This is a genomic window from Cyanobacterium sp. (assembly GCF_054166785.1).
Genome location: NZ_JBSZCP010000040.1, coordinates 13,234 through 34,527 on the forward strand (window position 1 = coordinate 13,234; position 21,294 = coordinate 34,527).

The following is a 21,294-nucleotide window of genomic DNA, read 5'->3' on the forward strand; positions in this document are numbered from 1 at the left end:
CATGAGATCAGGAAATCAAAGTAAAACAGCCCCTGCCAGACAAAAAATGCACGTTAAAAAAGGTGATACTGTGCAGATCATTTCTGGCAAAGATAAAGGTAAAGTAGGAGAAATCCTCAGAGCCATCCCCAAAGATAGCACCGTTATCGTTAAAGGGGTCAACATCAGAACCAAACACGTAAAACCCCGTCAACAAGGGGAATCCGGTCAAATCACCACCTATGAAGCACCCATTCATAGCTCCAAAGTAATGGTTTACTCTGAAAAAGAAAAAGTAGCTAGTCGCATTAGCTATGTCATTACTGAAGAAGGTAAAAAGGTGAGAAAACTGAAAAAAACTGGCGAAATCATTGACTAACTCAATGACCATAACGGTACTATTTCATAACCATCAGTAACCAAAGCAATGTCAAGACTAAAAACTTATTATCAAGAAACGATCACTCCTAAACTTAAGGAGCAGTTTGGTTATACTAATATCCACCAAGTTCCTAAGCTCAATAAAATTGTTATTAACAGAGGTTTGGGAGAGGCTTCTCAGAACGCTAAAGCACTAGAGTCCTCACTTAGTGAACTAGCGATTATTACTGGACAAAAGCCCGTTGTTACCCGTGCTAAAAAGGCGATCGCAGGTTTTAAAATCCGTCAAGGAATGCCCGTCGGAGCCATGGTGACATTAAGATCTGATAAAATGTACGCTTTCTTAGATCGTCTCATTAGCCTAGCATTACCTCGTATTCGTGACTTCCGTGGCATCAGCCCTAAAAGTTTCGACGGTCGAGGAAACTACAGCTTAGGGGTGCGTGAACAATTAATCTTCCCCGAAATCGAATACGACAGTATCGATCAAATTCGAGGTTTTGATATTTCCATTATCACCACCGCCAACACCGACGAAGAAGGGCGCGCATTACTAAAAGAGATGGGAATGCCCTTCCGTGACAAATAATATAAGGTAATAGAGGAAAAGAAGAAAGAATGCCAGCACACGACACCATATCAGACATGCTGACTCGTATTCGTAACGCCTGTGCCGTCCGCCACCCGACCGTGGCAATCCCCAGCACTCGCATGACTCGCAGTATCGCCGACGTACTAAGAACCGAAGGCTTTATTGGTAGTTACGAAGAAGTCGGTGAAGGAGTGAAAAAAGACATCGTCATCTCCTTAAAATACAAAGGCAGAAACCGCCAACCCATCATTCACAACATCCGTAGAGTGAGTACCCCCGGTTTAAGGGTCTATAGTAAGAAAAAAGACCTCCCCAGAGTCCTAGGTGGTATCGGGGTTGCAGTGATTTCGACTTCTCATGGCATTATGACCGACAGAGAAGCCAGAAAACAAGGTATCGGCGGAGAAATTCTCTGCTACATCTGGTAACAATTGACAATAAACAATTGACGATGGACAATAATTTGTCACCAATTCCCCAAGGATTGTACAAACAAAATATTGAAAATTATTAATTGTTTCTTGTTCAGACAAATTCACAACTTAGAACTTAGAAATTAAATCATGTCTCGTATTGGAAAACGTCCTATAGCGATACCTCCCAAGGTCAACGTCGAGATTAACGGTCAACATGTTAGCGTTTCTGGCCCTAAAGGCAACCTAGCCAGAGAATTACCCTCTCTTGTGTCCGTAGTCCACGAAGGCGAAAACCTCCAAGTTAACCGTGATAACGACAGTCGTAAAGCTAGAGAAAGACACGGTTTATGCCGTACCCTCGTAGCCAACATGATTGACGGAGTAAATCAAGGATTTGAGAAAAAACTCGAAATCCAAGGGGTAGGTTATCGTGCCCAAGCCCAAGGCTCAAAATTAACCCTTAACGTCGGTTATTCTAAACCCGTAGAAATGCAAATGCCCGATGGCATCTCCGTTGCTGTTAATACCAACACTGAAGTTGTTATTAGCGGTATAGATAAAGAATTAGTAGGCAACATGGCGGCAAAAATCCGTGCTGTTCGTCCTCCTGAAGTTTATAAAGGAAAAGGTATTCGCTACGCTGGTGAATATGTAAGACGTAAAGTAGGTAAAGCAGGTAAGAAATAATTATGACTATTAACCGTAAAAATCTAGTCCAACGTCGCCATCTTCGGATTCGTAAAAAAGTCACTGGCACCGCTGAACGCCCTCGTTTAGCCGTATTCCGTTCCAATCAACATATCTATGCTCAATTAATTGACGATGTAGCCCAGCACACCCTAGCGAGTGCATCTACCTTAGATAAAGAACTACAAGAAAAACTTAGTTCCACCTCTAACCGTGATGCTTCCGCTGAAGTTGGTAAATTAGTCGCTCAAAGAGCATTATCCAAAGGCATTGAAAAAGTAGTTTTTGACCGTGGTGGTAACTTATACCATGGACGAGTCAAAGCCTTAGCTGATGCCGCCCGTGAAACAGGTCTTAACTTTTAAGAGGAAATCATCATGGCAAAAGAGCGCGAACAAAAAGATCAACGCAAAGGCAAACAAAGAAAACAACGTAGAGAAAAAGACAATACTTGGCAAGAAAGGGTTGTACAAATCCGTCGTGTTAGTAAAGTTGTTAAAGGTGGTAAAAAACTCAGTTTCCGTGCCATCGTCGTCGTTGGTAACGAAAAAGGTCAAGTAGGTGTAGGGGTAGGAAAAGCTGGAGACGTAATCAATGCGGTTCGTAAAGCTGTTACCGATGGTAAAAAACACCTCGTCACCGTTAAAATCAACAAAGCTAGTTCTATTACCCACGTTAGTAACGGTATTGCTGGTGGTGCAAAAGTATTCATGCGCCCCGCCGCTCCCGGTACTGGGGTAATTGCAGGGGGTGCCGTGCGTACCGTCTTAGAATTAGCAGGAATTAAAAATATTTTAGCTAAACAACAAGGATCTAATAATCCTCTTAATAACGCTCGTGCGGCCGTTAATGCCCTTGAGCAAATCCGCAGCTTCTCCGAAGTGGCCAGAGAAAGAGAGATTCCCTTAGAACAAATTTATTCATAAGCCCATTGCTAATTAGTAATAACTATGAGACTTCATAACATCGGACCCAAACCTTCATCTAAAAAGCGTCGTCGCCGTATCGGTAGAGGTATCTCTGCTGGACAGGGTGCTAGTGGCGGTTTTGGGATGAGAGGTCAAAAATCTCGCTCTGGTACTGGTACTAAACCTGGTTTTGAAGGGGGACAAATGCCCCTTTACAGACGAGTACCTAAGTTGAAACATTTTACCGTGGTGAATCGTAAGGAATATACCATTATTAATGTGGAAAAATTAGCTGGTATTGCGGCTAATTCTGATGTAACCATCGAATCTTTGATAGATGCTGGTATCATCACCACCAATGATGGACCTTTGAAGGTTCTAGGAAATGGCGATTTAGGAGTTGCTTTAAATGTGAAAGCAGCGGCGTGGACTAAATCTGCTCAGGAAAAAATTGAGGCCGCTGGTGGTTCAATTTCTGCACCTGTCCATGGTAATACTGATCAATAAATGTCAAGATACTAAGGGGAGAGGTCAAATAATTGATTAGGAAGTAATTGACAATTGACGGTTAATTACTTTTACTTAAAGATAGGGGTTTTATGTCTTTATCTTTATTTATCAGTTTTTTGACCCTTAATTTTAATTTATTCACCATTATTGTATTGATATTTTAGATCATGGTTGTTAGCAGAGAAAAGACTCCAACTGCTCAAGAAACCTTTATGCAAATGGCTCAAGCCGCAGGGCTTCGTGGTCGTTTGCTGATTACTATAGGTTTATTAATTTTAGTTCGGCTAGGGATTTATATTCCTGTACCGGGGATTGATCGTGATGCCTTTGAGGCGGCGGTTCAAAATTTACCTTTTTTAGGCTTTTTAGATCTTTTCACAGGGGGCGGTTTAGCTACTGTGGGAATTTTTGCCTTGGGAATTTTGCCCTATATTAACGCTTCTATTATCATTCAACTTCTTACTTCTGCCATTCCCGCTTTAGAGGATTTACAGAAAAATGAGGGGGAAGCTGGTCGCCGTAAAATTGCTCAGATTACCCGCTATGTGGCGTTTGGTTGGGCGGTAATTCAGGCTACGGGTATTACCATTGGTTTGTTGCGCCCCTATGCCCTTAATGATAGCCCTATTTTTATTGTGGAAACGGTGATTGCTATTTCCGCAGGGTCTATGTTTGTAATGTGGGTATCGGAGTTGATTACGGAAAGAGGTTTGGGAAATGGTGCTTCTTTGTTGATTTTTGTCAACATTGTGGCGGTGTTACCCCGTACCCTTGGTAATACCATCGATTATGCTCAATCTGGGGGCAGAGAGGCGATCGCACAGGTTGTCCTACTGGTCGTTGTATTTTTGATCATGATTGTGGGTATTGTATTTGTCCAAGAAGGTACTCGCCGTATTCCCATCATCTCCGCCCGTCGTCAGGTGGGGCGCCGTTTATATCGTGAACGCACCAGCTATTTACCCCTAAGACTTAACCAGGGTGGGGTAATGCCGATCATTTTCGCTTCGGCGGTTTTGGTATTACCATCCTCGGTGGCAGGTTTTGCTGATGGTACCCCCTTTAACACTTTCCTTAATAATGTAGCCTTGGCCCTACGCCCCGGCTCTATTTGGTATGTGGTTGTTTACTCCTTACTGATCGTATTCTTCAGTTATTTCTATGCTTCTTTGATTTCCAATCCAGAAGACATTGCCCAAAACTTGAAGAAGATGGGATCTAGTATCCCAGGGATTCGTCCGGGTAAGGCAACGGTTGCTTACATTGAAGGGGTATTAAACCGTTTAACCCTCCTGGGGGCGGTTTTCTTAACCATCGTGGCAACGGTACCTACTTTTGTGGAAAGTGCCACTGGGGTGACAACTTTTCAAGGTTTTGGTGCTACCTCCCTCCTAATTCTTGTGGGTGTAGCCATCGATACTGCGAAACAGGTTCAAACCTACGTTATTTCTCAACGTTATGAGGGAATGGTTAAGGATTAGCATTTTATCTCTCCTCCCGTGAGGGGAGGTTTGCTATTCCTTTTTTTCCTAGGTGTAATCAATGCACCGTCCGATATTTGATTCTGATAAGTAAATATTTCATTATCAATTATCAATGATCAATTATCAATTACTACAACATGACCAGATTAATTTTTTTAGGCGCCCCCGGCGCTGGTAAAGGCACTCAAGCTGAAATTTTGGCAGCACATTTGAGTGTTCCTCACATCTCCACTGGAGAAATTTTAAGAAGTGCGATCGCCCAGCAAACTCCTTTAGGAATTAAAGCAAAATCCTATGTGGATAATGGCGATTTAGTACCCGATGAGTTAATCCTTGATTTAATCAAAGATAGACTAAGTCAGAATGACGCTCAAAAGGGTTGGATTTTAGACGGTTTTCCCCGTAATGTTCCCCAAGCGGAGTATCTTTCTACCCTGTTGACGGAATTGGATCAAGACTGTACGGCGGTAATTAACCTAGAAGTACCTGATTCTACCTTAATAGAACGTCTTTTAGGTCGTGGCAGAAAAGATGACAACGAGGAAACCATCGCTAACCGTTTAGACGTGTATCGTCAAAAAACCGCTCCCCTCATTGATTTTTATCAAAATACAGGGTTGTTGAAAACAGTTAATGGCGATCGCACCCTAGAAGAAATCAGTACCGAATTGCAAACAATAGTAAAATCCTAACCGTAACCGTAATTTCTTAAAACAAAGAGATTTGGTATGATCAACAAGGATTAAAAATATAAAGAGGACTATTGTATGTCAAAAAAAGATCTGATTGAAATGGAAGGCACGGTAATTGAATCCTTACCTAACGCCATGTTTAGAGTGGACTTAGATAACGGATTTAACGTCCTTGCCCATATCGCTGGAAAAATTAGACGTAATTACATCAAAATTTTACCGGGCGATCGTGTCAAAGTAGAACTTACCCCCTACGATCTAAGTAAAGGAAGAATTACTTATCGTCTCAAGGGTAAAAAGAACTAATCATCATTTTATAGTCTCATTTCAACCAATTAAGAGAAAAATTGCCAAAATTCCCGTTTCCTTTATGATAGAAATGTCAAGAATTGATGACAAAAACAACCCTCTCGAAACCGTTGAAAACGGCTGAAAATAAGCAAATTAGTATATTTGACACAAAAATAAAATATTGTTATAATTAAAGGCTTGCAGTGTAAACTAATACTATGAAAGTTAGAGCATCAGTCAAAAAAATCTGTGACAAATGCCGTGTAATCCGTCGTAAAGGTCGGGTTATGGTAATTTGTGAAAACCCAAAACATAAACAACGTCAAGGATAGACTTTAAACATAAGTGTAACCTAAGAAAAGCAAAAGTTGACCAAATTGGGAAAAAATAAAGAAACAAAAGGAAACTATTAGACATGGCACGGATATCCGGTATTGACTTACCTCGTGATAAACGAGTAGAAATAGGACTAACCTATCTATACGGCATTGGTTTAGTAACTTCTCAAAAAATCTTAGCCGCCACAGGAGTAAATCCTGACACCAGAGTTAAAGATTTAAGTGACGAAGACATCGCTAAACTAAGAGCTAACATCGAAGAAAACTACCAAATCGAAGGAGATTTGCGCCGTTTAGAAGCGATGAACATCAAGCGACTAGGAGATATTGGCACCTATCGTGGTCGTCGTCATCGCCAAGGTTTACCCGTGAGAGGGCAAAGAACCAAAACTAACGGTAGAACTCGCAGAGGACGTAAAGTTGCCATCGCTGGGAAGAAAAAAGCACCTAAGAAATAAAAACTTAGTTAGGTGGAAGCAAAAACAACTAGGCGGAAAAACGTTGCATCCAAATATTGTTATTCTTCCCTTAGCAACCCTTCCTAGCTTACAAAAATTAACTGCCTAAAAGTAGAAATTAGATTAATTAACAACCAAAACTAAATTAAACAAATTCAGTAAAAGAGGTAAAAAAAACCATGGCAAAACCCACAAAACGGGGAGGTCCAAAAAAGCAGAAGAAAAATATCCCCAGTGGTACAGCTTATATTAAATCCACATTTAATAACACCATTGTCACCATCACCGACACCACCGGTAACGTGATTTCTTGGGCAACCGCTGGTTCTAGTGGCTTCAAAGGAGCTAAGAAAGGTACTCCCTTTGCCGCTCAAACCGCCGCCGACAGTGCCGCTCGTACCGCTATGGATAACGGAATGAAACAAGTGGAGGTAATGGTAAGTGGTCCTGGGGCAGGAAGAGAAACCGCCATCAGAGCATTACAAGGAGCTGGATTAGAAATTACTTTAATTCGTGACATTACCCCCATTCCCCACAATGGTTGTCGTCCTCCGAAAAGAAGAAGAGTATAGTTTTGCTCACCGGTGCTTCTTGTGTTGAAAAGGGTAATTTTATTTACTTTGTCATGTACAAGGCAAGCGCATTAAATCTTGACAAAACTTTATGCTGATCAAGAATCAAATCCAAACCTGACTTCATACATCGAGGAAATAATCACTGTGGCTGTGTTTAAAATAGACTGTTTAGAAAATAAAACTCAAAAAAATCAAGGACAATACGGTAAATTTGTACTAGAACCTTTAGAAAGAGGTCAGGGCATCACCGTTGGTAACTCCTTGAGAAGGGTTCTTTTATCTAACTTAGAGGGTGCAGCAGTGACTGCCGTGAGAATTGCGGGAGTTAACCACGAGTTTGCTGTGATTGACGGGGTGAGGGAAGATGTGTTGGAAATTATGCTAAACATGAAAGAACTCGTGTTTAAAAGCTACAGTGACACACCCCAAATCGGTCGCTTGGTGGCAACAGGTCCTGACACGGTGACGGCTGCTCAGTTTAGTTTACCATCAGAGATTGAGATAATTGAACCAAACCATTACATTTGTACCCTTGGTAAGGGTGCGAAGTTGGAAATGGAATTTAAGGTAGAAAAAGGTAGAGGTTATCGTGCCATTGAAAAAGGTAATGATGAAAACTCTTCTTTAGACTTTCTGCAAATAGACTCGGTGTTTATGCCCGTTTCTAAGGTTAATTTCACGGTGGAAGAAGTACGCCATGAAGGATTACTAGCAGATCGCTTAATTTTAGAAATCTGGACTAATGGAAGTATGAAACCCGAAGAGGCTCTTTCTGAGGCGGCCTCTATTTTAATCGGTTTATTTACTCCCTTAGAAGATGTTGATAATATCAGAGGGAAAACTGAGGTTCAACCCGTGGAGGAAGACCCCACCAGTCAAATTCCCATTGAGGAGTTAAATCTATCGGTAAGGGCTTATAACTGTCTCAAACGAGCTCAGATAAATACTGTGGCGGATTTGTTGGAGTATTCCCAGGATGATTTACTAGAAATTAAAAACTTCGGTCAGAAATCTGCGGAGGAAGTCATTGAGGCTCTACAGCAGCGCCTTGGCATTACCCTAGCGGAAGGAAAGGCTAAAGATGTGGCAGGAGATTTGATTGATAGTCAAGAACCCGTTGCCACTCCCTAACGTTACAACGGTTGTCGTTGGACAATAATTTTAAGGATCACTAAAGATCTCTATCTATAATTTATCAAGGAGGAAATTTATGAGACATCGTCGTAAGGTAGCCCAACTAGGCTTACCTGCTGATCAAAGAAAGGCTCTTTTAAGGGGCTTGACTACTCAGTTATTGAGAGAAGGGGAAATTGTTACCACCAAAGCCCGTGCTAAGGCGGTGCGTTCTACTGCGGACAAGATGATCACCTTGGCAAAGGATGGTTCTGTGGCTGCCCGTAGAAGAGCTTTGGGTTATATCTATGACAAGGATTTAGTTAACGATATTTTTGCTAAAGCAGCGGAACGTTATGGCAATCGCAATGGTGGCTATACCCGCTTAGTTCGGACTAAAAACCGTCGTGGGGATAATGCTGAAATGGCTATCCTTCAGTTAGTATAGTTATTCCTTTGACGACTAATTTGATGACACGCCCTAACCTTGATGTGAAAAGAATTGCTTTGGTAATTCAGTATATTGGTACTAATTTTCACGGTTGGCAGAGGCAACCCCATCATCGTAGTGTACAGGAAGAAATTGAAACGGCGATCGCCCTTACCCTTGGTCATGATGTGACCATCCATGGGGCAGGTAGAACGGACAGTGGAGTTCATGCAGCGGCTCAGGTAGCCCATTTTGATGCGGTATCAAGCATTCCTCCCGAGCGTTGGGCAAAAGTCTTAAACACTCGCCTTGGGGATGATATTTTTATCAGAGCATCTGCCCAGGTCCCTCCCCATTGGCACGGCTGTTTTTCCGCCTTAGCTCGTCGTTATCGTTATACTATATATACTGGGAAAGTTCCCAATTTATTCTTAAAACCCTTTAGTTGGCATTACTATCATCACCCTTTAAATGCGGAAATCATGGCAGAGGCATTACAACCTTTGTTAGGGACTCATGATTTTAGTGCTTTTCGCCGTGCTGGTTCTCCCCGTCCCCATTCTTTCTTAGAAATGCAAGAGGTATCCTGCCAAAGAGTCCAAGACTTGATTCATATTGAAATTCAAGCCAGTGGTTTTTTGTATGGTATGGTACGTTTACTGGTGGGATTGTTGGTAGAAGTAGGAGCCGAGGTGCGATCGCCCTTAGAATTCAAAGATATATGGGTAAATAAACGTCGAGATCTCGTCAAATATTCAGCCCCAGCCAAAGGACTATGCTTTTTAAGAGTTCATTATCCAGAATTTCCCATCCCTGAATCAGTATGGTATAACAGTCAACCTATTTTTACTTTTAGTTAAAATTGACCATCAAATAAAATGAATAAAACAACAGTACCCAAAATAGAAGACATCGATCAGAAGTGGTTCGTTGTCGATGCTGAAAATCAACGTCTTGGACGTTTAGCCACCGAAATTGCTAACGTTTTAAGAGGAAAAAATAATCCCAACTTTACCCCCCACTTAGATACTGGAGACTTCGTTATCGTCGTCAACGCTGAAAAAGTAGTAGTTACAGGCAACAAAAGTTCTCAAAAACTATACCGTCGTCACTCCGGCCGCCCCGGTGGTATGAAAACCGAAACCTTCGAGAAATTACAAAACCGTATTCCCGAAAGAATCATCGAAGTTGCTGTCAAAGGAATGTTACCTAAAAACAGCTTAGGACGTAGCCTCTTTACTAAACTCAAAGTTTATACCGGTCCTAACCACCCCCATCAGGCACAACAGCCCGAAGTATTAAACATCCAAACCATTCCCGCAGGAGGTAAATAACCATGTCTGATAAAGTAGTTTACTTAGGAACAGGTCGCCGTAAAGCGTCCGTTGCCCGTGTTCGCCTAATCCCAGGCTCTGGTGCTGTCACCGTTAACGGTAAAACAGGGACCGACTATTTCCAACAAATTCAAAGTTATATTCAAGCGGTTAAAGCTCCCCTCGAAACCCTTGGTTTAGAAAATGAGTATGACATTTTAGTAAATGCCCATGGTGGCGGACTAACTGGTCAATCCGATGCCGTTAAACTAGGGGTAGCTAGAGCATTATGTGAATTAGATCCTGAAAACCGTCAACCCCTCAAAAGCGAAGGTTATTTAACCCGTGACCCCCGAGCCAAAGAGCGTAAAAAATACGGTTTACGTAAAGCCCGTAAAGCTCCTCAGTTCTCTAAACGTTAATATTATTTACGGAGGTTTTAGGTACTGGTGTATTAGCAAGTTAGTTAATCAAATTGTACTTAAGCCCCATTTTAATACTTTTGTCCATTTCAATTATTCATTTGTCAACTATAGTTAGGAGAAAATAATGCCTAAAGCTGGAATTCATCCCGAATGGTACCCCGATGCCAAAGTAATTTGTAACGGTGAAGTAGTTATGCACATTGGTTCTACCAAGCCTGAAATTAACGTTGAGGTTTGGTCTGGAAATCATCCTTTTTACACTGGAACCCAGAAAATTATTGACGCAGAAGGACGTGTGGATCGTTTCTTACGTAAATACGGTATGCTCTCTGGTAATCAACCTAAAGAGACTAAAACCGAAGAAGAAAGTAAGTAGTTTTGCTTTTCTTGATTAAAGCCCTTCTCATCATAAGAGGAGGGTTTTTTATTTTTTACTATGGGTGGGAGTAATTAATTCATCCGGGTCTAAAATGAAAATAGTAATTACTTCCTCTTCTTCCTTGATCATTGTTATGTGGGAAGCTATTTTGAAGGTGTCCGCCTGACGGTAGGATGGGGGTAAAGCCCTTATATCCTTCATGGCAATGTCATAAAGACTAGGAGTGTTGGTTACGATGATGCCGAACCTTTCTCCCGTACTATTCTCCACTAGGAGTAAATATTTCTTGTCTTCTCCCTCAAAAGTTGTGGGGGTATTAAAAAATTTTTTGTGTAAGTCGATGACGGTGATTTCTTCCCCCTCGATGGTTGCCATACCATATTGATTTAAGCCACTCCCGTACACCATGGAAAAGTTGACTACTTTTTGCACCACATCAATATGAAAACCTGCATTTAATTTGCCAATGGGAAAACTCAGTAGTTTAATTTTATTAACCACTGCATTGGATTCGGGAGAGGAAAGGTTGGCAAGATTCATGGAGTTATCTTAGATGTTTTTATAAACTACGGCGCCGTCACTGTGTCTATTGTACCCATAAATTAACTGCTCTGTTTCTAGTTTTAGTAATGTTTCTTTGACGATGGCTGGGCTTAATTCCGTGGTGATAACCACATCAGAAACGGTCATTTCTCCTTGCTCTTTGATGGCTTTGAGGATTTGGAGTTCTAAACTTTTGGGCTGATTTACGGTGGGGGGGATGGCGGGTTGTTGGTTTTGTATGGGGGTGGCTATGGGTTGGAAAGGTAGAGAGTTATTTTCTGGATTTCCCTGGGCGATCGCCAATTTATCCCTAGCATGACGTACGGAAATAATATTTTCAATGGTACCACCCACGGCAATTACGCCCCAAACTTCTTCAAAATCAGGCTCTTCCACCATGGCAAAGAAAATAATAAAAGTGATGGCAGCACCCCAGTAACGGTTAGTGTATAGATAGCCGAAGGGAGAGAAGATAAAAGTTAAAAATCCTGTAATAAAAAGATTTTTATTAGCTCTTTTTTGGAGGTTATATAGTTTTTCAATCTTTTTTTCACCCATGGCACTAACCTCAATTTACTATACTTTAATATTAACATTTATCCTCTTTTTTCCAAGAGGTTTTATGTAAAGTTTTATTTTGCTTTTTAATAATAGTTAAAATAAAATAATAGGCAATGATGGATAAGGTTAAACCCAAACAAAAAGAACCAATCAAAAGAACAATGGTGATTTCGGCTCCCGAGTCCGCTAAGTTTTGCCAAGACTCTGAGTTAAATTCATCTAAGTGATTGACTTGAAAATTGAAAATTTTTTCGAGAATAAATGAGCCGATTTTATAGTTAAATAAAAAGATAGGGACATAGGTAAAAGGATTACTGATCCAAGTCCCCATCATGGCGGTTACTTTGTTGGCACGGAATATGATAGCTAGTAATAAAGCTACGATCATTTGTAACCCAAAAAAAGGAAAACTACCCGTAAAAACACCGATGGCAAAACCACGGGCAATCGCTTTGGGTTGTTCTTTTAAGCTCAAAATACGCCTAATAAAATATTGATAATAATGCTTAATGGGCGATATTTTTTTTCTTTTTTTCAAAGGAATATGTCTATTTTTATTAACATTATTAATAGATTTTGATTTATTTTTTAGCATTGAGCTATAATATAAATGGACATTTTAGGCATGTATATCTATAGACAAAAGATAAAGATAAAAAGTTTATTTACAAGATTATAATAACAAATTATTTTCAAGATAAAAGTTATAAAAAAATAATTTTAACCTTTCTTCTATTTTGTACCATATATAACATCGTTGACTTTCTGTTTATGGAAATGACTACTAACAACCAAATTCCCCTTTTTCCACCCCGCACCATTGATGAATTAGTAGCCGATATAGACCTACTAACCGCAGAAATTCAAGAATTGTATTGTCAAGATCAAGTACCCTGGATTATTGGATACAGTGGCGGTAAAGATAGTTCCTGCATTTTACAACTAATCTGGAGGGCGATCGCCCTTTTGCCTGCCCCCCAGAGAAAAAAAACAGTTCATGTTATCACTAACGATACCTTTGTGGAAAATCCCATCGTCTCCCACTGGGTAAGGGGTTGTATTGACAAAATTAATCAATCTGCCCAAGAGCAAAATATGCCTTTCATGGCTCATCTTACCCACCCCGCCACCAAAGATACCTTTTGGGTATGTCTGATGGGCAAAGGTTATCCTGCCCCCCGTCAGGGCTTTCGCTGGTGTACTGAACGCATGAAAATTCAACCAGCCAATCAATTTATCCGTGAAACCATTCGAGCCAATGGGGAAGTAATTTTGGTGCTAGGTACCCGTAAAGCCGAAAGTGCTACCCGAAAAAAAACCATGGAAAAACATGAAAAAGGTAGGTTTAGAGCCAGATTAAATATTAACTCCCGTTTACCTAACTCTTATATTTATACCCCCATCGAAGATTGGCGCACCGATGAGGTGTGGATGTATTTACTACAATGGCAAAACCCTTGGGGAGGGGATAATCAAGATTTGTTTACCATGTACCAAGGAGCTACGGCAGACAATGAATGTCCTTTGGTGGTGGATACCTCAACCCCTAGTTGTGGAGATTCTCGTTTTGGTTGTTGGGTATGTACCATGGTGAGTAAAGATAAATCCATGGAAGCCATGATTCAAAATGATGAAGAAAAAGAATGGTTACAACCTTTATTAGACCTAAGAAATGAGTTAGATATTAGGGATGATCGAGATAAAAGAGATTTTCGGCGCATTTATGGAAAAGTAGAGCTTTTTGAGCGTAATGTGGATGGGGAAACCACCGTGCATAATATCCCCGGCCCATATCTGAAGCAGTGGCGAGAATATTGGTTAACCAAGGTATTAGAAGCCCAGATGAGCATTAGGAAGAATGCCCCCCCAGAGTTTCAGAACTTAGACCTAATCTCCATTGCTGAGTTGAGCGAGATTCGCAGAATTTGGCTGGAGGAAAAACATGAATTTGACGATAGTTTACCCCGTATTTATCAAGAAGTAACAGGGGAAGAATTTAAGGATCCTCGCATTGGGGCAGGCAATTCCCTATTGGGTTCGGAAGAATGGCAAACCCTCGAGGAATTATGTGAAGGAGATACCATGCACCTAGAATTGATGACTCGTTTATTAGACACCGAAAGACAGTATTTGACTAGGGTTCGTCGGGTGGGAATTTATCAAGCCCTTGAAAAGTGTTTTCAGACTAGCTCCCGTTCCCCAGAAGAGGCGATCGCCAATGCGGAATATATTCGAGATGTAAAAAAAACTGCTCAAAAAGGAGATGTGAAGGCACTGCAACAAAAACTAACTTGGGGCAAAATGAAATTTGGCAAAAACACTCAAGACTAATTTGTATCCTAGCGGTTGAGGATTAAGTATTAAGCATATTTTATTGTCTGCTATACTCATCCTCCTCAGCATTACCAAAAAAGGATGAATTATCTTCATCATCATTAATAATTAAAAAACTAGATTCGTCATCATCCTGTTGCTGGAGAGTTTGACTGTTAAAATTGACATTATTGATAACAGCGCCGATAAGGGGTAGCTCTTCCTCGATAAAATCATCAATGGTAGTCCCAAGGAGATTACGAAGACTTTTACCCGGGTGGGTTACTAAAATAATTCCATCCACAAAGGGCTCTAATAGTAAAGCATCATTACAACTAGATAAGGATGGACTATCTATTACGACAAAATCATATTGCGATCGCACATAGCGTAAAAAAGCCTTAATTTCCGAAGACTCCAAAATGGCAGGGGCTTGTTTCTGTATCCCCGGACTAGGAACAATGGAAAAATTAGGAATTTCTATTACCCTTTGAATTAACGAATTAAGATCTCCCCCCCTAGCCCCTTGAAAATCATAGTAACTAATGGGATTACTACTGAGGGCAGGATCTGGTTGTAATTGGAAATATTTGCGAGAACCAGGGTTTTTATCCCGTAAATCTAATTCAACTAATAAAGTACGTTTTCCCGCATTAGCCGAGGCGATCGCCAAATTATAAGCCGTCACCGTGCGCCCCTCATTAGCAATAACACTAGAAACAAGCACTACCTTAGTATTATCACCCCCTAAACGGCGAATATTACTGCGAAGACGCTCATAAAACCGAGAATAAGGGGAATCTGATTCAAAGATAATCGGCATAGCCTTACGGAAAGGCTCAGGATTAACCACCATAGGTAACTCCGCCAATAACGGTACATCCCGTTCCATAAAAAAGTCCTGTAGCTCTTTTGGAGTATGTAATCTTTCATCAAGGGTAGCAAAGAGGAAAATTATTCCCATAGCTGAGGCAAAACCAATTACGACCCCAATGCCCACAATTAAAATAGGACTAGCACCGGGAGGCACCGCAGGGCTAGGTTCACGAATCAAAAAAGCAGGTTGTACAATAGTAAAACTACTATCGGCTTCGGCTTCTGCCGACTGAGCATCCACCAATGCCGCAAAAATAGTCTCATAAAGAACCCTCTGGGCTTGAACCTTTTGAATTAAAGAAGTTTGTTGGGTTTGTCTTTCGGGAAACTGCTCATACTCTTGGCGTAAGGTATTTTGAACCTCCTCCACCGCCGCCAATTGCCCCGCCACAGCATTTCTTTGTCCTTGTAAATTTATTAATCTCGCCGCCAACTGCGCCCTAGTTTGATCTAAATTACTCGCATCTCGTACACTACCCCTGATGGGCTGAAACACTCTATCTGTGCCAATTACCTCCCGTCCTCTTTCTTCTATCAACCTCTGATTGAGAGCTTTTTGTTCCCTCAACTCCACCATGGTAGGATGATCTTCCCTTAGATCCCTTTGTAGTCTTTGTAATTCCAAATCATTTTGTAAAATTAACGCCCTTAAATTGGCAATAATAGGATCTGCACTCAGGGCAGAAGACACATAGGCCTCCTCTGGGGTTAACTGTAATTGTTGTTGTAATGTTTGTATTTCCGCATCAATGCCAGATAACAACACATCCAATTGTCTTTTTTGTTGTTCAGAACTGGTAATGCCACCAAATAAACTGCCGTCTTGAATCGATAAAAGTAAAGCCCCCTCATTGGAAATATAATTATAGTAATTTTGTTCCGCTTGCTTTACATCCTCTTGAACATTCGCTAGTCTTCTTTGTAAATCATTAATCCTATCTTGCAGTCTTACGGTGTTGACACGATAGCTTTCATTAACAACCTCTTCGAGAAATGCCTGTAAAACATCTCTGGATTGTTCTGGTGTTGCCCCTCCGTCATATCGAAACGTGATTAAACGGACTCTATTATCATTATTTCTTCTTCCTTGACCTTCTTCTTCCTCTGGTAAACTCAAAATTAAATCAGCAACAGCTCTTTCTGTTTGTCTTAAATTAAAGTCAACACGATTAGCGATATTTTCTATGACCTGTTGGGAAATAAGATCTCGGATATTAGTTAATCGACCTTGACTGCTAACACTTTCCCCGGCGGAGGTAAAAGTAGCCACAGGACTATTTACCGATAAACGACCAAAGGCGAGAATTTTATCTTCTTGTCTTTCTGGTTCAGGAACGAGGGTAAAAAGAAAAGAACCCCCAGTAATTAGGGCAAAAACCACCAGACCTAGCCATTTATGTTCATTAAGGGAAATAAAGAAACGAGTAACAATAGGAGGAGCCATAACAAGTTGTAACTATTCTATAAATTTAATTTATTTTAAAAGCGGAAATTATTACGATTATTATCAAACAGACTGCCATCGATGGTACCTTGAATGAAGTTGGTAAAACCTAAAATGTCTCTGATGGGTTGGGTAATAACTCGGATACCGCCCAAAATCCGTCCTAAGACAGTACGGCTCACCACGATAACATCGTCTTCCCGTAAAGGCAGATTCTGAGTGGTATCACCTCTTTGTATAGTTTCACGAACATTGAGAGATTGAGTAACTACTCGACCTAATTCTGGGTCAAAACGCATTAAGGTTACTTCATTGTTGGTAACTAGGGGAATAAACTCTGGTAACAGTGCTACCGCATCGAGGAAGCTACTACCGTTCGGGATATTTATATTTCTGAGGGTCACTCCTGCCGCACCGGTGGGAGCAACTACCCTAACTCTAATTAGCTCTTGGGGAATATTACTCCGAGCAATCAGCGCCCTGTCATATCCTTGATCTTGTCCTGGTTCAAGGGCTGAAACTACGATGGTATCACCGGGTTGGAGGCGAATACGAGGCTCTCCTGTTCCCTCGATAAGGGGTCGATAAAGGTCTATTTTTTGTTCTACAAGGGTATCATCAGCCAGACGACGACGTACTATGATAGAGCGAATATCGGCTTGATTGGTGGTACCTCCTGCTAAGGTAAGAAGAGAACTCATGAGAACTCCATCACTGACGGTATAGAATCCTGGTCTAGTCACTTCACCGATGACCGTTAGGTTAAAGGGGCGTTGCCCTGTTAGTACCGCTAAAACTTGGGGGCGTTGTCGCAAGAACCGATTTCCTAGTTCAAAACTAATTTTATTTTCCAACTCTTCGACGGTTAAACCTCGGGCAGAAATGCGACCTAGGATTGGGATAACGATGTTTCCTTGAGCGTCTAGGGTTCCTGAAAAGTCAAATTCGGGAAATCTTGCCACGGATACGCTGACGGAGTCCCCAAAATCGAGACGATAATCGTTTAATTGTTGTGTATTTCCTCCTTGATCGAAAGGTCTTGGTTCATAACCCCTAGGTACGGAGGGAAAGTTTGAAGGTTCGTTGGTTTGAAGGGTTAAATTATTTTGTGACCATGCTATTTGTGGGGGGATAAGCATAAGGCAGAGGGATTGGAATAGTAATAGTTTCAGGGGTTGAAATGTCTTAGTCATTGGTGATTTCAAATAATTTTTTATGCTTCAGATTATAGCGGTTTTAATAGTTACCATAAAGTTGGTTATCAATTCTTTTGCTTAATATTAATTTTTTGGGTTTGCTTAACTTTACCTAATTTTTTCCATAATTGCTGTTTGTATTTGTTTTGCTATGGTTTTTATTTCTTCTTGTCTTGGTTTTATCTCTTCTAAGGGGTCTATATGTAGTCTTAAACTAATGGCTACCCACCCAGTGCGATCGCCCTGAATTTGACTTTTAAGATCCCGTAAAAACCAACGATAGGGCTTATGATGTCCCCCATCTTTCCATGTGTACCAATTCATCATTGCTACGGTAGTATTTTGATTCCACCCCCTTTGAAATAGGGTTGTAATAGCCAGATTATCTTCCGTATTGAAGGTCAGGGTTTGTGGAGAATCTGTTGACCAATCTTGAGGATCTACTAGGGGAATTATTACTTCTTGATTATCTATATTTTGCACTGTAAAAGCTCGGTTACATATGGATGGCAAAGATTCTAAAATAGTATTTAAAACATCTCTATTAACATCTTTTTGATTAATTAATTGACCGATATTTTCAGCAGAGGAGTCAATATTTAACTCCTGTGGTGCTAGGGATAATCTTTCAGATATTTCTTGAAGACAAAAAGAACCATTCACATTTAAGCCCTGTAAATCAGTCCATTCTACACTAGGTTTATCTTTATAGTATGGCTGAGGTTGTATTAATAAACTAATTCTTTGTTGATCTTTTTCCATGATTTCCCAAATCCAATTTTTCCCACTTAACCTTACCCTATGTCTTTCTAAGGTTTCCCAACCTTCTAGGGAAATAGATTCATTCCTTAAGTTCCTAATTAAGCCCATATTACTAGGTTCATTTTCATTGCTCCAACTCCAGTTACCTCCTCCTAAATAACCGGGTATAACTCCTATGGCAATTAACAATATCAATATTATTATTAAACCTAAATAAGAATATTTATCTTTTTTTTTATTGGGCATTTTATGCTTTATCTTATCCTAAAAGTATTTATTATTAAAGCCTATAATTATTTAATATTAACTACTAATTAAAAATTAAAATTAAATTCATCATCATCAGAGTTTAATTGTTCTGATTTATCTTCTAATTTAGGGGAAAAATCCACTTTTTCAATCCATAGAAGTAGGGCAAAAATAACCATTAACATACCTGCAGAATAAACACTACCCCCCCAACTATCATGAAACCAAACAAACAAAGAATCCTGTCTTGCCCCATGGAAAAATGCTAGGATTGCGTTGCGAAATACGTTACCCATTACACTAATAAATACTGCACCCACTAATAAACATAGGGAGCGAGGGCGATCGCCCAGAACATCTCGCCAATATAGTAAGATAAGAGAAACATATAAGCTGGTAAAAAGCATCTTTAGCCCAGCACAATAGGGTGCTACTTCCACCAAACGACCATTAACTGAAATGTAAATACCATTAACAGCCACATCAAAACCAAGGTGAAACAGTAAAAATCCCGAAAGGGTAGCAATAAATCTTTGTAGCCATAGGGTATAAGGGGTGATGAGATAAGGAATGGAGTTAGGGGTAGCCAAAATAATCAACACAAAAGGAAACCAAAACAACTTTAACCCTGCTTTTCCTTTCAAAAAGTAACATACTCCTAACAAAATAAGAGGAAATGAAAGATTAACAAATTCTGGCACTCCTGAGAGATAAAAAATGCCACCAATGCTCAGGGGAAAAAAACCCAATGGATGGAATAAATCAGGTAATTTTTGCCATTTCTTCCTATCTAACCAACATAAATAAAATGCAAAGGGAATACCAATAACCCCATGGCTAAAATATTCATGTTCAATACTAATGGTTTTATTTAACCAACCATCATACCAATGCCATATTAAGGGGAGATATAGTAAACATAAAAATCCTAGTATAAGATAAGAAATCGTTCGTTCATCGAAGAAAGTTCGTTTACTTTTTATTAGTGCCATCTTTAAATATATTATTAATAAATCGTCATCAACCCCTCATATTTTTAAAAGGTTGTTATGGTAATATTTTTTCTCATCATCATTGTAACTAAAATATACTTAAGTGAATATCTTTCTTAATAAAAATTCTATTAGGTTTCTCGCCTTATTTATATTGTCAACAGAAATTAATTTTTTCCTAAAACCGTCAACCTACTTTAACTATTTTATGTAGTACATTGTTTCAATTTATTTATAACCTATAAAATGTGTCTAAGCCCAAGTTTAGTTGCCTATCATAATGAAAAAATGTTAATGTTGATGGGATTAACTGACACGACAAATCCCTCAGCATATATCTGTGAAAAGTTTTTTCTTTAATGAAAACGTCATCTATGTTATTAAGAGACTATCCCAAGGGTTACTAACTCTTTTGTTAGCTTCCATGCTTAGTTTCATCATCATCCAACTAGCCCCGGGAGATTATCTTGATAACTTACGACAAAATCCGACAATTTCCCCTGAAACCATCGACGAGTTACAAACCCGTTTTGGGTTAGATAAACCCCCTCTACAGCAGTATTTATTGTGGTTTCGGCAAGTAATTACTAGATTCGATTTTGGTGAAAGTTTTGTTTATTCTCGCTCGGTTTCTTCTCTTATTCTTGAGCGTATTCCCGCTACTTTATTATTAGCCATTTCATCAATTATTGTAACATGGGCGATCGCCCTTCCCCTCGGCATAATCAGCGCTGTTAATCAAAATAAACCCATCGACAAAACCCTAAGGGTAATGAGCTATTTTGGACAAGGATTTCCTAGCTTTATCACCGCCCTAATTTTATTGGTGGTAGCTCAAAATTTATCCCCCTTATTTCCCGTGGGAGGCATGACAAGTGTAAACCATAACCAACTATCCTTTTTCGGTAAAATTCTGGATATTGGTTGGCATATGATATTACCCACCATCGCCCTAAGTATTACCAGTTTTGCAGGGTTACAACGATTAACCCGAGGGCAACTTTTAGATGTACTGCGCCAAGATTATATTCAAACCGCAAGGGCAAAAGGACTTCCTGAAAATCGAGTATTGTATGTTCATGCTTTGCGTAACGCCATTAACCCTCTCATCACTCTATTAGGATTTGAATTTGCTAGTTTGTTAGGTGGTGCATTCATCGCCGAGTTTTTCTTTAATTGGCCTGGATTGGGTAGGCTAATTTTACAAGCGGTACAGGCTCAGGATTTATATTTAGTTATGGCAAGTTTAATCATGGGGGCAACTATGTTAATTATCGGTAATTTAATGGCTGATTTATTGTTAAAATTTGTTGATCCTCGCATTAAGTTAGAAAACTTAGAGTAAATTTATAATTGATATTTTTATTTATTGAGTACAGGAAATTCA

Annotated in this window: 28 protein-coding genes; 21 read left to right on the forward strand and 7 right to left on the reverse strand. The window is 40.0% G+C overall.

All coding sequences use genetic code 11. The annotated features are described in order from the left end of the window. Position 1 precedes the first annotated feature (1 nt). The 19 genes from rplX to rpmE all read left to right on the forward strand — a co-directional run bounded on the left by rplX (position 2) and on the right by rpmE (position 10,968). Positions 2–358, forward strand: coding sequence for a 50S ribosomal protein L24 (gene rplX, locus ACXITR_RS07985; protein ID WP_457996702.1), 357 nt, complete (start codon positions 2–4; stop codon positions 356–358). 48 nt (positions 359–406) lie between these two features. Then, positions 407–949: a 50S ribosomal protein L5 gene (rplE, locus tag ACXITR_RS07990; protein WP_457996703.1), complete on the forward strand. Its 543-nt coding sequence runs from the start codon at positions 407–409 to the stop codon at positions 947–949. A 29-nt stretch (positions 950–978) separates the two neighbouring features. Further along, positions 979–1,380: a 30S ribosomal protein S8 gene (gene rpsH, locus ACXITR_RS07995; RefSeq protein ID WP_457996704.1), complete on the forward strand. Its 402-nt coding sequence runs from the start codon at positions 979–981 to the stop codon at positions 1,378–1,380. Positions 1,381–1,515: 135 nt separating this feature from the next. After that, entirely contained in the window at positions 1,516–2,055 is a 540-nt protein-coding gene (gene rplF / locus ACXITR_RS08000) for a 50S ribosomal protein L6 (protein WP_457996705.1), read from the forward strand. Between the two features lie 2 nt (positions 2,056–2,057). Then, entirely contained in the window at positions 2,058–2,420 is a 363-nt protein-coding gene (rplR, locus tag ACXITR_RS08005; RefSeq protein WP_457996706.1) for a 50S ribosomal protein L18, read from the forward strand. Positions 2,421–2,432: 12 nt separating this feature from the next. Beyond that, positions 2,433–2,981: a 30S ribosomal protein S5 gene (gene rpsE / locus ACXITR_RS08010; RefSeq protein WP_446683559.1), complete on the forward strand. Its 549-nt coding sequence runs from the start codon at positions 2,433–2,435 to the stop codon at positions 2,979–2,981. A gap of 24 nt (positions 2,982–3,005) precedes the next feature. Beyond that, complete coding sequence (gene rplO / locus ACXITR_RS08015; protein ID WP_457996707.1) at positions 3,006–3,470, forward strand: 50S ribosomal protein L15; 465 nt, start codon at positions 3,006–3,008, stop codon at positions 3,468–3,470. Between the two features lie 170 nt (positions 3,471–3,640). Beyond that, complete coding sequence (gene secY, locus ACXITR_RS08020; RefSeq protein WP_457996708.1) at positions 3,641–4,954, forward strand: preprotein translocase subunit SecY; 1,314 nt, start codon at positions 3,641–3,643, stop codon at positions 4,952–4,954. Between the two features lie 140 nt (positions 4,955–5,094). Next, positions 5,095–5,649 (forward strand): adenylate kinase, encoded by a 555-nt coding sequence (locus tag ACXITR_RS08025; protein ID WP_457996709.1) that lies wholly within the window; start codon positions 5,095–5,097, stop codon positions 5,647–5,649. A 75-nt stretch (positions 5,650–5,724) separates the two neighbouring features. Beyond that, positions 5,725–5,955, forward strand: a complete 231-nt coding sequence (gene infA, locus ACXITR_RS08030) for a translation initiation factor IF-1 (RefSeq protein WP_457996710.1) — start codon at positions 5,725–5,727, stop codon at positions 5,953–5,955. Positions 5,956–6,158: 203 nt separating this feature from the next. After that, the gene (gene rpmJ, locus ACXITR_RS08035) at positions 6,159–6,272 is read left to right on the forward strand and encodes a 50S ribosomal protein L36 (RefSeq protein WP_015223440.1); all 114 of its coding nucleotides are present in this window, start codon (positions 6,159–6,161) and stop codon (positions 6,270–6,272) included. Between the two features lie 83 nt (positions 6,273–6,355). Continuing rightward, positions 6,356–6,736 carry a 30S ribosomal protein S13 gene (rpsM, locus tag ACXITR_RS08040; protein WP_069790217.1) on the forward strand — a complete coding sequence of 127 codons (381 nt, stop codon included), beginning with the start codon at positions 6,356–6,358 and terminating at the stop codon, positions 6,734–6,736. A gap of 179 nt (positions 6,737–6,915) precedes the next feature. After that, positions 6,916–7,308, forward strand: a complete 393-nt coding sequence (gene rpsK / locus ACXITR_RS08045; RefSeq protein WP_015223438.1) for a 30S ribosomal protein S11 — start codon at positions 6,916–6,918, stop codon at positions 7,306–7,308. A 147-nt stretch (positions 7,309–7,455) separates the two neighbouring features. Continuing rightward, complete coding sequence (locus ACXITR_RS08050; protein ID WP_457996753.1) at positions 7,456–8,442, forward strand: DNA-directed RNA polymerase subunit alpha; 987 nt, start codon at positions 7,456–7,458, stop codon at positions 8,440–8,442. Between the two features lie 79 nt (positions 8,443–8,521). Then, positions 8,522–8,872, forward strand: a complete 351-nt coding sequence (rplQ, locus tag ACXITR_RS08055; RefSeq protein WP_457996711.1) for a 50S ribosomal protein L17 — start codon at positions 8,522–8,524, stop codon at positions 8,870–8,872. 23 nt (positions 8,873–8,895) lie between these two features. Continuing rightward, a complete protein-coding gene (gene truA, locus ACXITR_RS08060) occupies positions 8,896–9,714 on the forward strand; it encodes a tRNA pseudouridine(38-40) synthase TruA (protein ID WP_457996712.1) in 819 nt (272 codons plus the stop codon). 18 nt (positions 9,715–9,732) lie between these two features. Then, positions 9,733–10,188, forward strand: a complete 456-nt coding sequence (gene rplM, locus ACXITR_RS08065; RefSeq protein WP_457996713.1) for a 50S ribosomal protein L13 — start codon at positions 9,733–9,735, stop codon at positions 10,186–10,188. A 2-nt stretch (positions 10,189–10,190) separates the two neighbouring features. Next, positions 10,191–10,589: a 30S ribosomal protein S9 gene (gene rpsI / locus ACXITR_RS08070; protein WP_457996714.1), complete on the forward strand. Its 399-nt coding sequence runs from the start codon at positions 10,191–10,193 to the stop codon at positions 10,587–10,589. 127 nt (positions 10,590–10,716) lie between these two features. After that, complete coding sequence (gene rpmE, locus ACXITR_RS08075) at positions 10,717–10,968, forward strand: 50S ribosomal protein L31 (RefSeq protein ID WP_457996715.1); 252 nt, start codon at positions 10,717–10,719, stop codon at positions 10,966–10,968. A 48-nt stretch (positions 10,969–11,016) separates the two neighbouring features. Here rpmE and ACXITR_RS08080 read toward each other — a convergent pair whose 3' ends face one another. Genes ACXITR_RS08080 through ACXITR_RS08090 form a run of 3 tightly spaced genes read right to left on the reverse strand, consistent with a single transcriptional unit; the run spans position 11,017 to position 12,670 of the window. Next, entirely contained in the window at positions 11,017–11,511 is a 495-nt protein-coding gene (locus tag ACXITR_RS08080; RefSeq protein WP_457996716.1) for a chemotaxis protein CheW, read from the reverse strand. Between the two features lie 9 nt (positions 11,512–11,520). Next, entirely contained in the window at positions 11,521–12,072 is a 552-nt protein-coding gene (locus ACXITR_RS08085; protein WP_457996717.1) for a hypothetical protein, read from the reverse strand. Positions 12,073–12,103: 31 nt separating this feature from the next. Continuing rightward, the gene (locus tag ACXITR_RS08090) at positions 12,104–12,670 is read right to left on the reverse strand and encodes a DUF2062 domain-containing protein (RefSeq protein ID WP_457996718.1); all 567 of its coding nucleotides are present in this window, start codon (positions 12,668–12,670) and stop codon (positions 12,104–12,106) included. Between the two features lie 182 nt (positions 12,671–12,852). On the opposite strand from ACXITR_RS08090, the gene dndC reads away from it, so the two are divergent. Beyond that, positions 12,853–14,406: a DNA phosphorothioation system sulfurtransferase DndC gene (gene dndC, locus ACXITR_RS08095; protein ID WP_457996719.1), complete on the forward strand. Its 1,554-nt coding sequence runs from the start codon at positions 12,853–12,855 to the stop codon at positions 14,404–14,406. Between the two features lie 40 nt (positions 14,407–14,446). Here dndC and ACXITR_RS08100 read toward each other — a convergent pair whose 3' ends face one another. The 4 genes from ACXITR_RS08100 to crtB form a co-directional block, all read right to left on the reverse strand. Continuing rightward, positions 14,447–16,708, reverse strand: a complete 2,262-nt coding sequence (locus ACXITR_RS08100) for a GumC family protein (protein WP_457996720.1) — start codon at positions 16,706–16,708, stop codon at positions 14,447–14,449. Between the two features lie 35 nt (positions 16,709–16,743). Continuing rightward, positions 16,744–17,901 (reverse strand): polysaccharide biosynthesis/export family protein, encoded by a 1,158-nt coding sequence (locus tag ACXITR_RS08105; RefSeq protein ID WP_457996721.1) that lies wholly within the window; start codon positions 17,899–17,901, stop codon positions 16,744–16,746. Positions 17,902–18,012: 111 nt separating this feature from the next. Beyond that, entirely contained in the window at positions 18,013–18,912 is a 900-nt protein-coding gene (locus ACXITR_RS08110) for a cyanoexosortase B system-associated protein (RefSeq protein WP_457996722.1), read from the reverse strand. A 68-nt stretch (positions 18,913–18,980) separates the two neighbouring features. Next, the gene (crtB, locus tag ACXITR_RS08115) at positions 18,981–19,907 is read right to left on the reverse strand and encodes a cyanoexosortase B (RefSeq protein ID WP_457996723.1); all 927 of its coding nucleotides are present in this window, start codon (positions 19,905–19,907) and stop codon (positions 18,981–18,983) included. A 340-nt stretch (positions 19,908–20,247) separates the two neighbouring features. On the opposite strand from crtB, the gene ACXITR_RS08120 reads away from it, so the two are divergent. Beyond that, positions 20,248–21,252, forward strand: coding sequence for an ABC transporter permease (locus ACXITR_RS08120; RefSeq protein ID WP_457996724.1), 1,005 nt, complete (start codon positions 20,248–20,250; stop codon positions 21,250–21,252). The last annotated feature ends 42 nt before the right edge of the window (positions 21,253–21,294 follow it).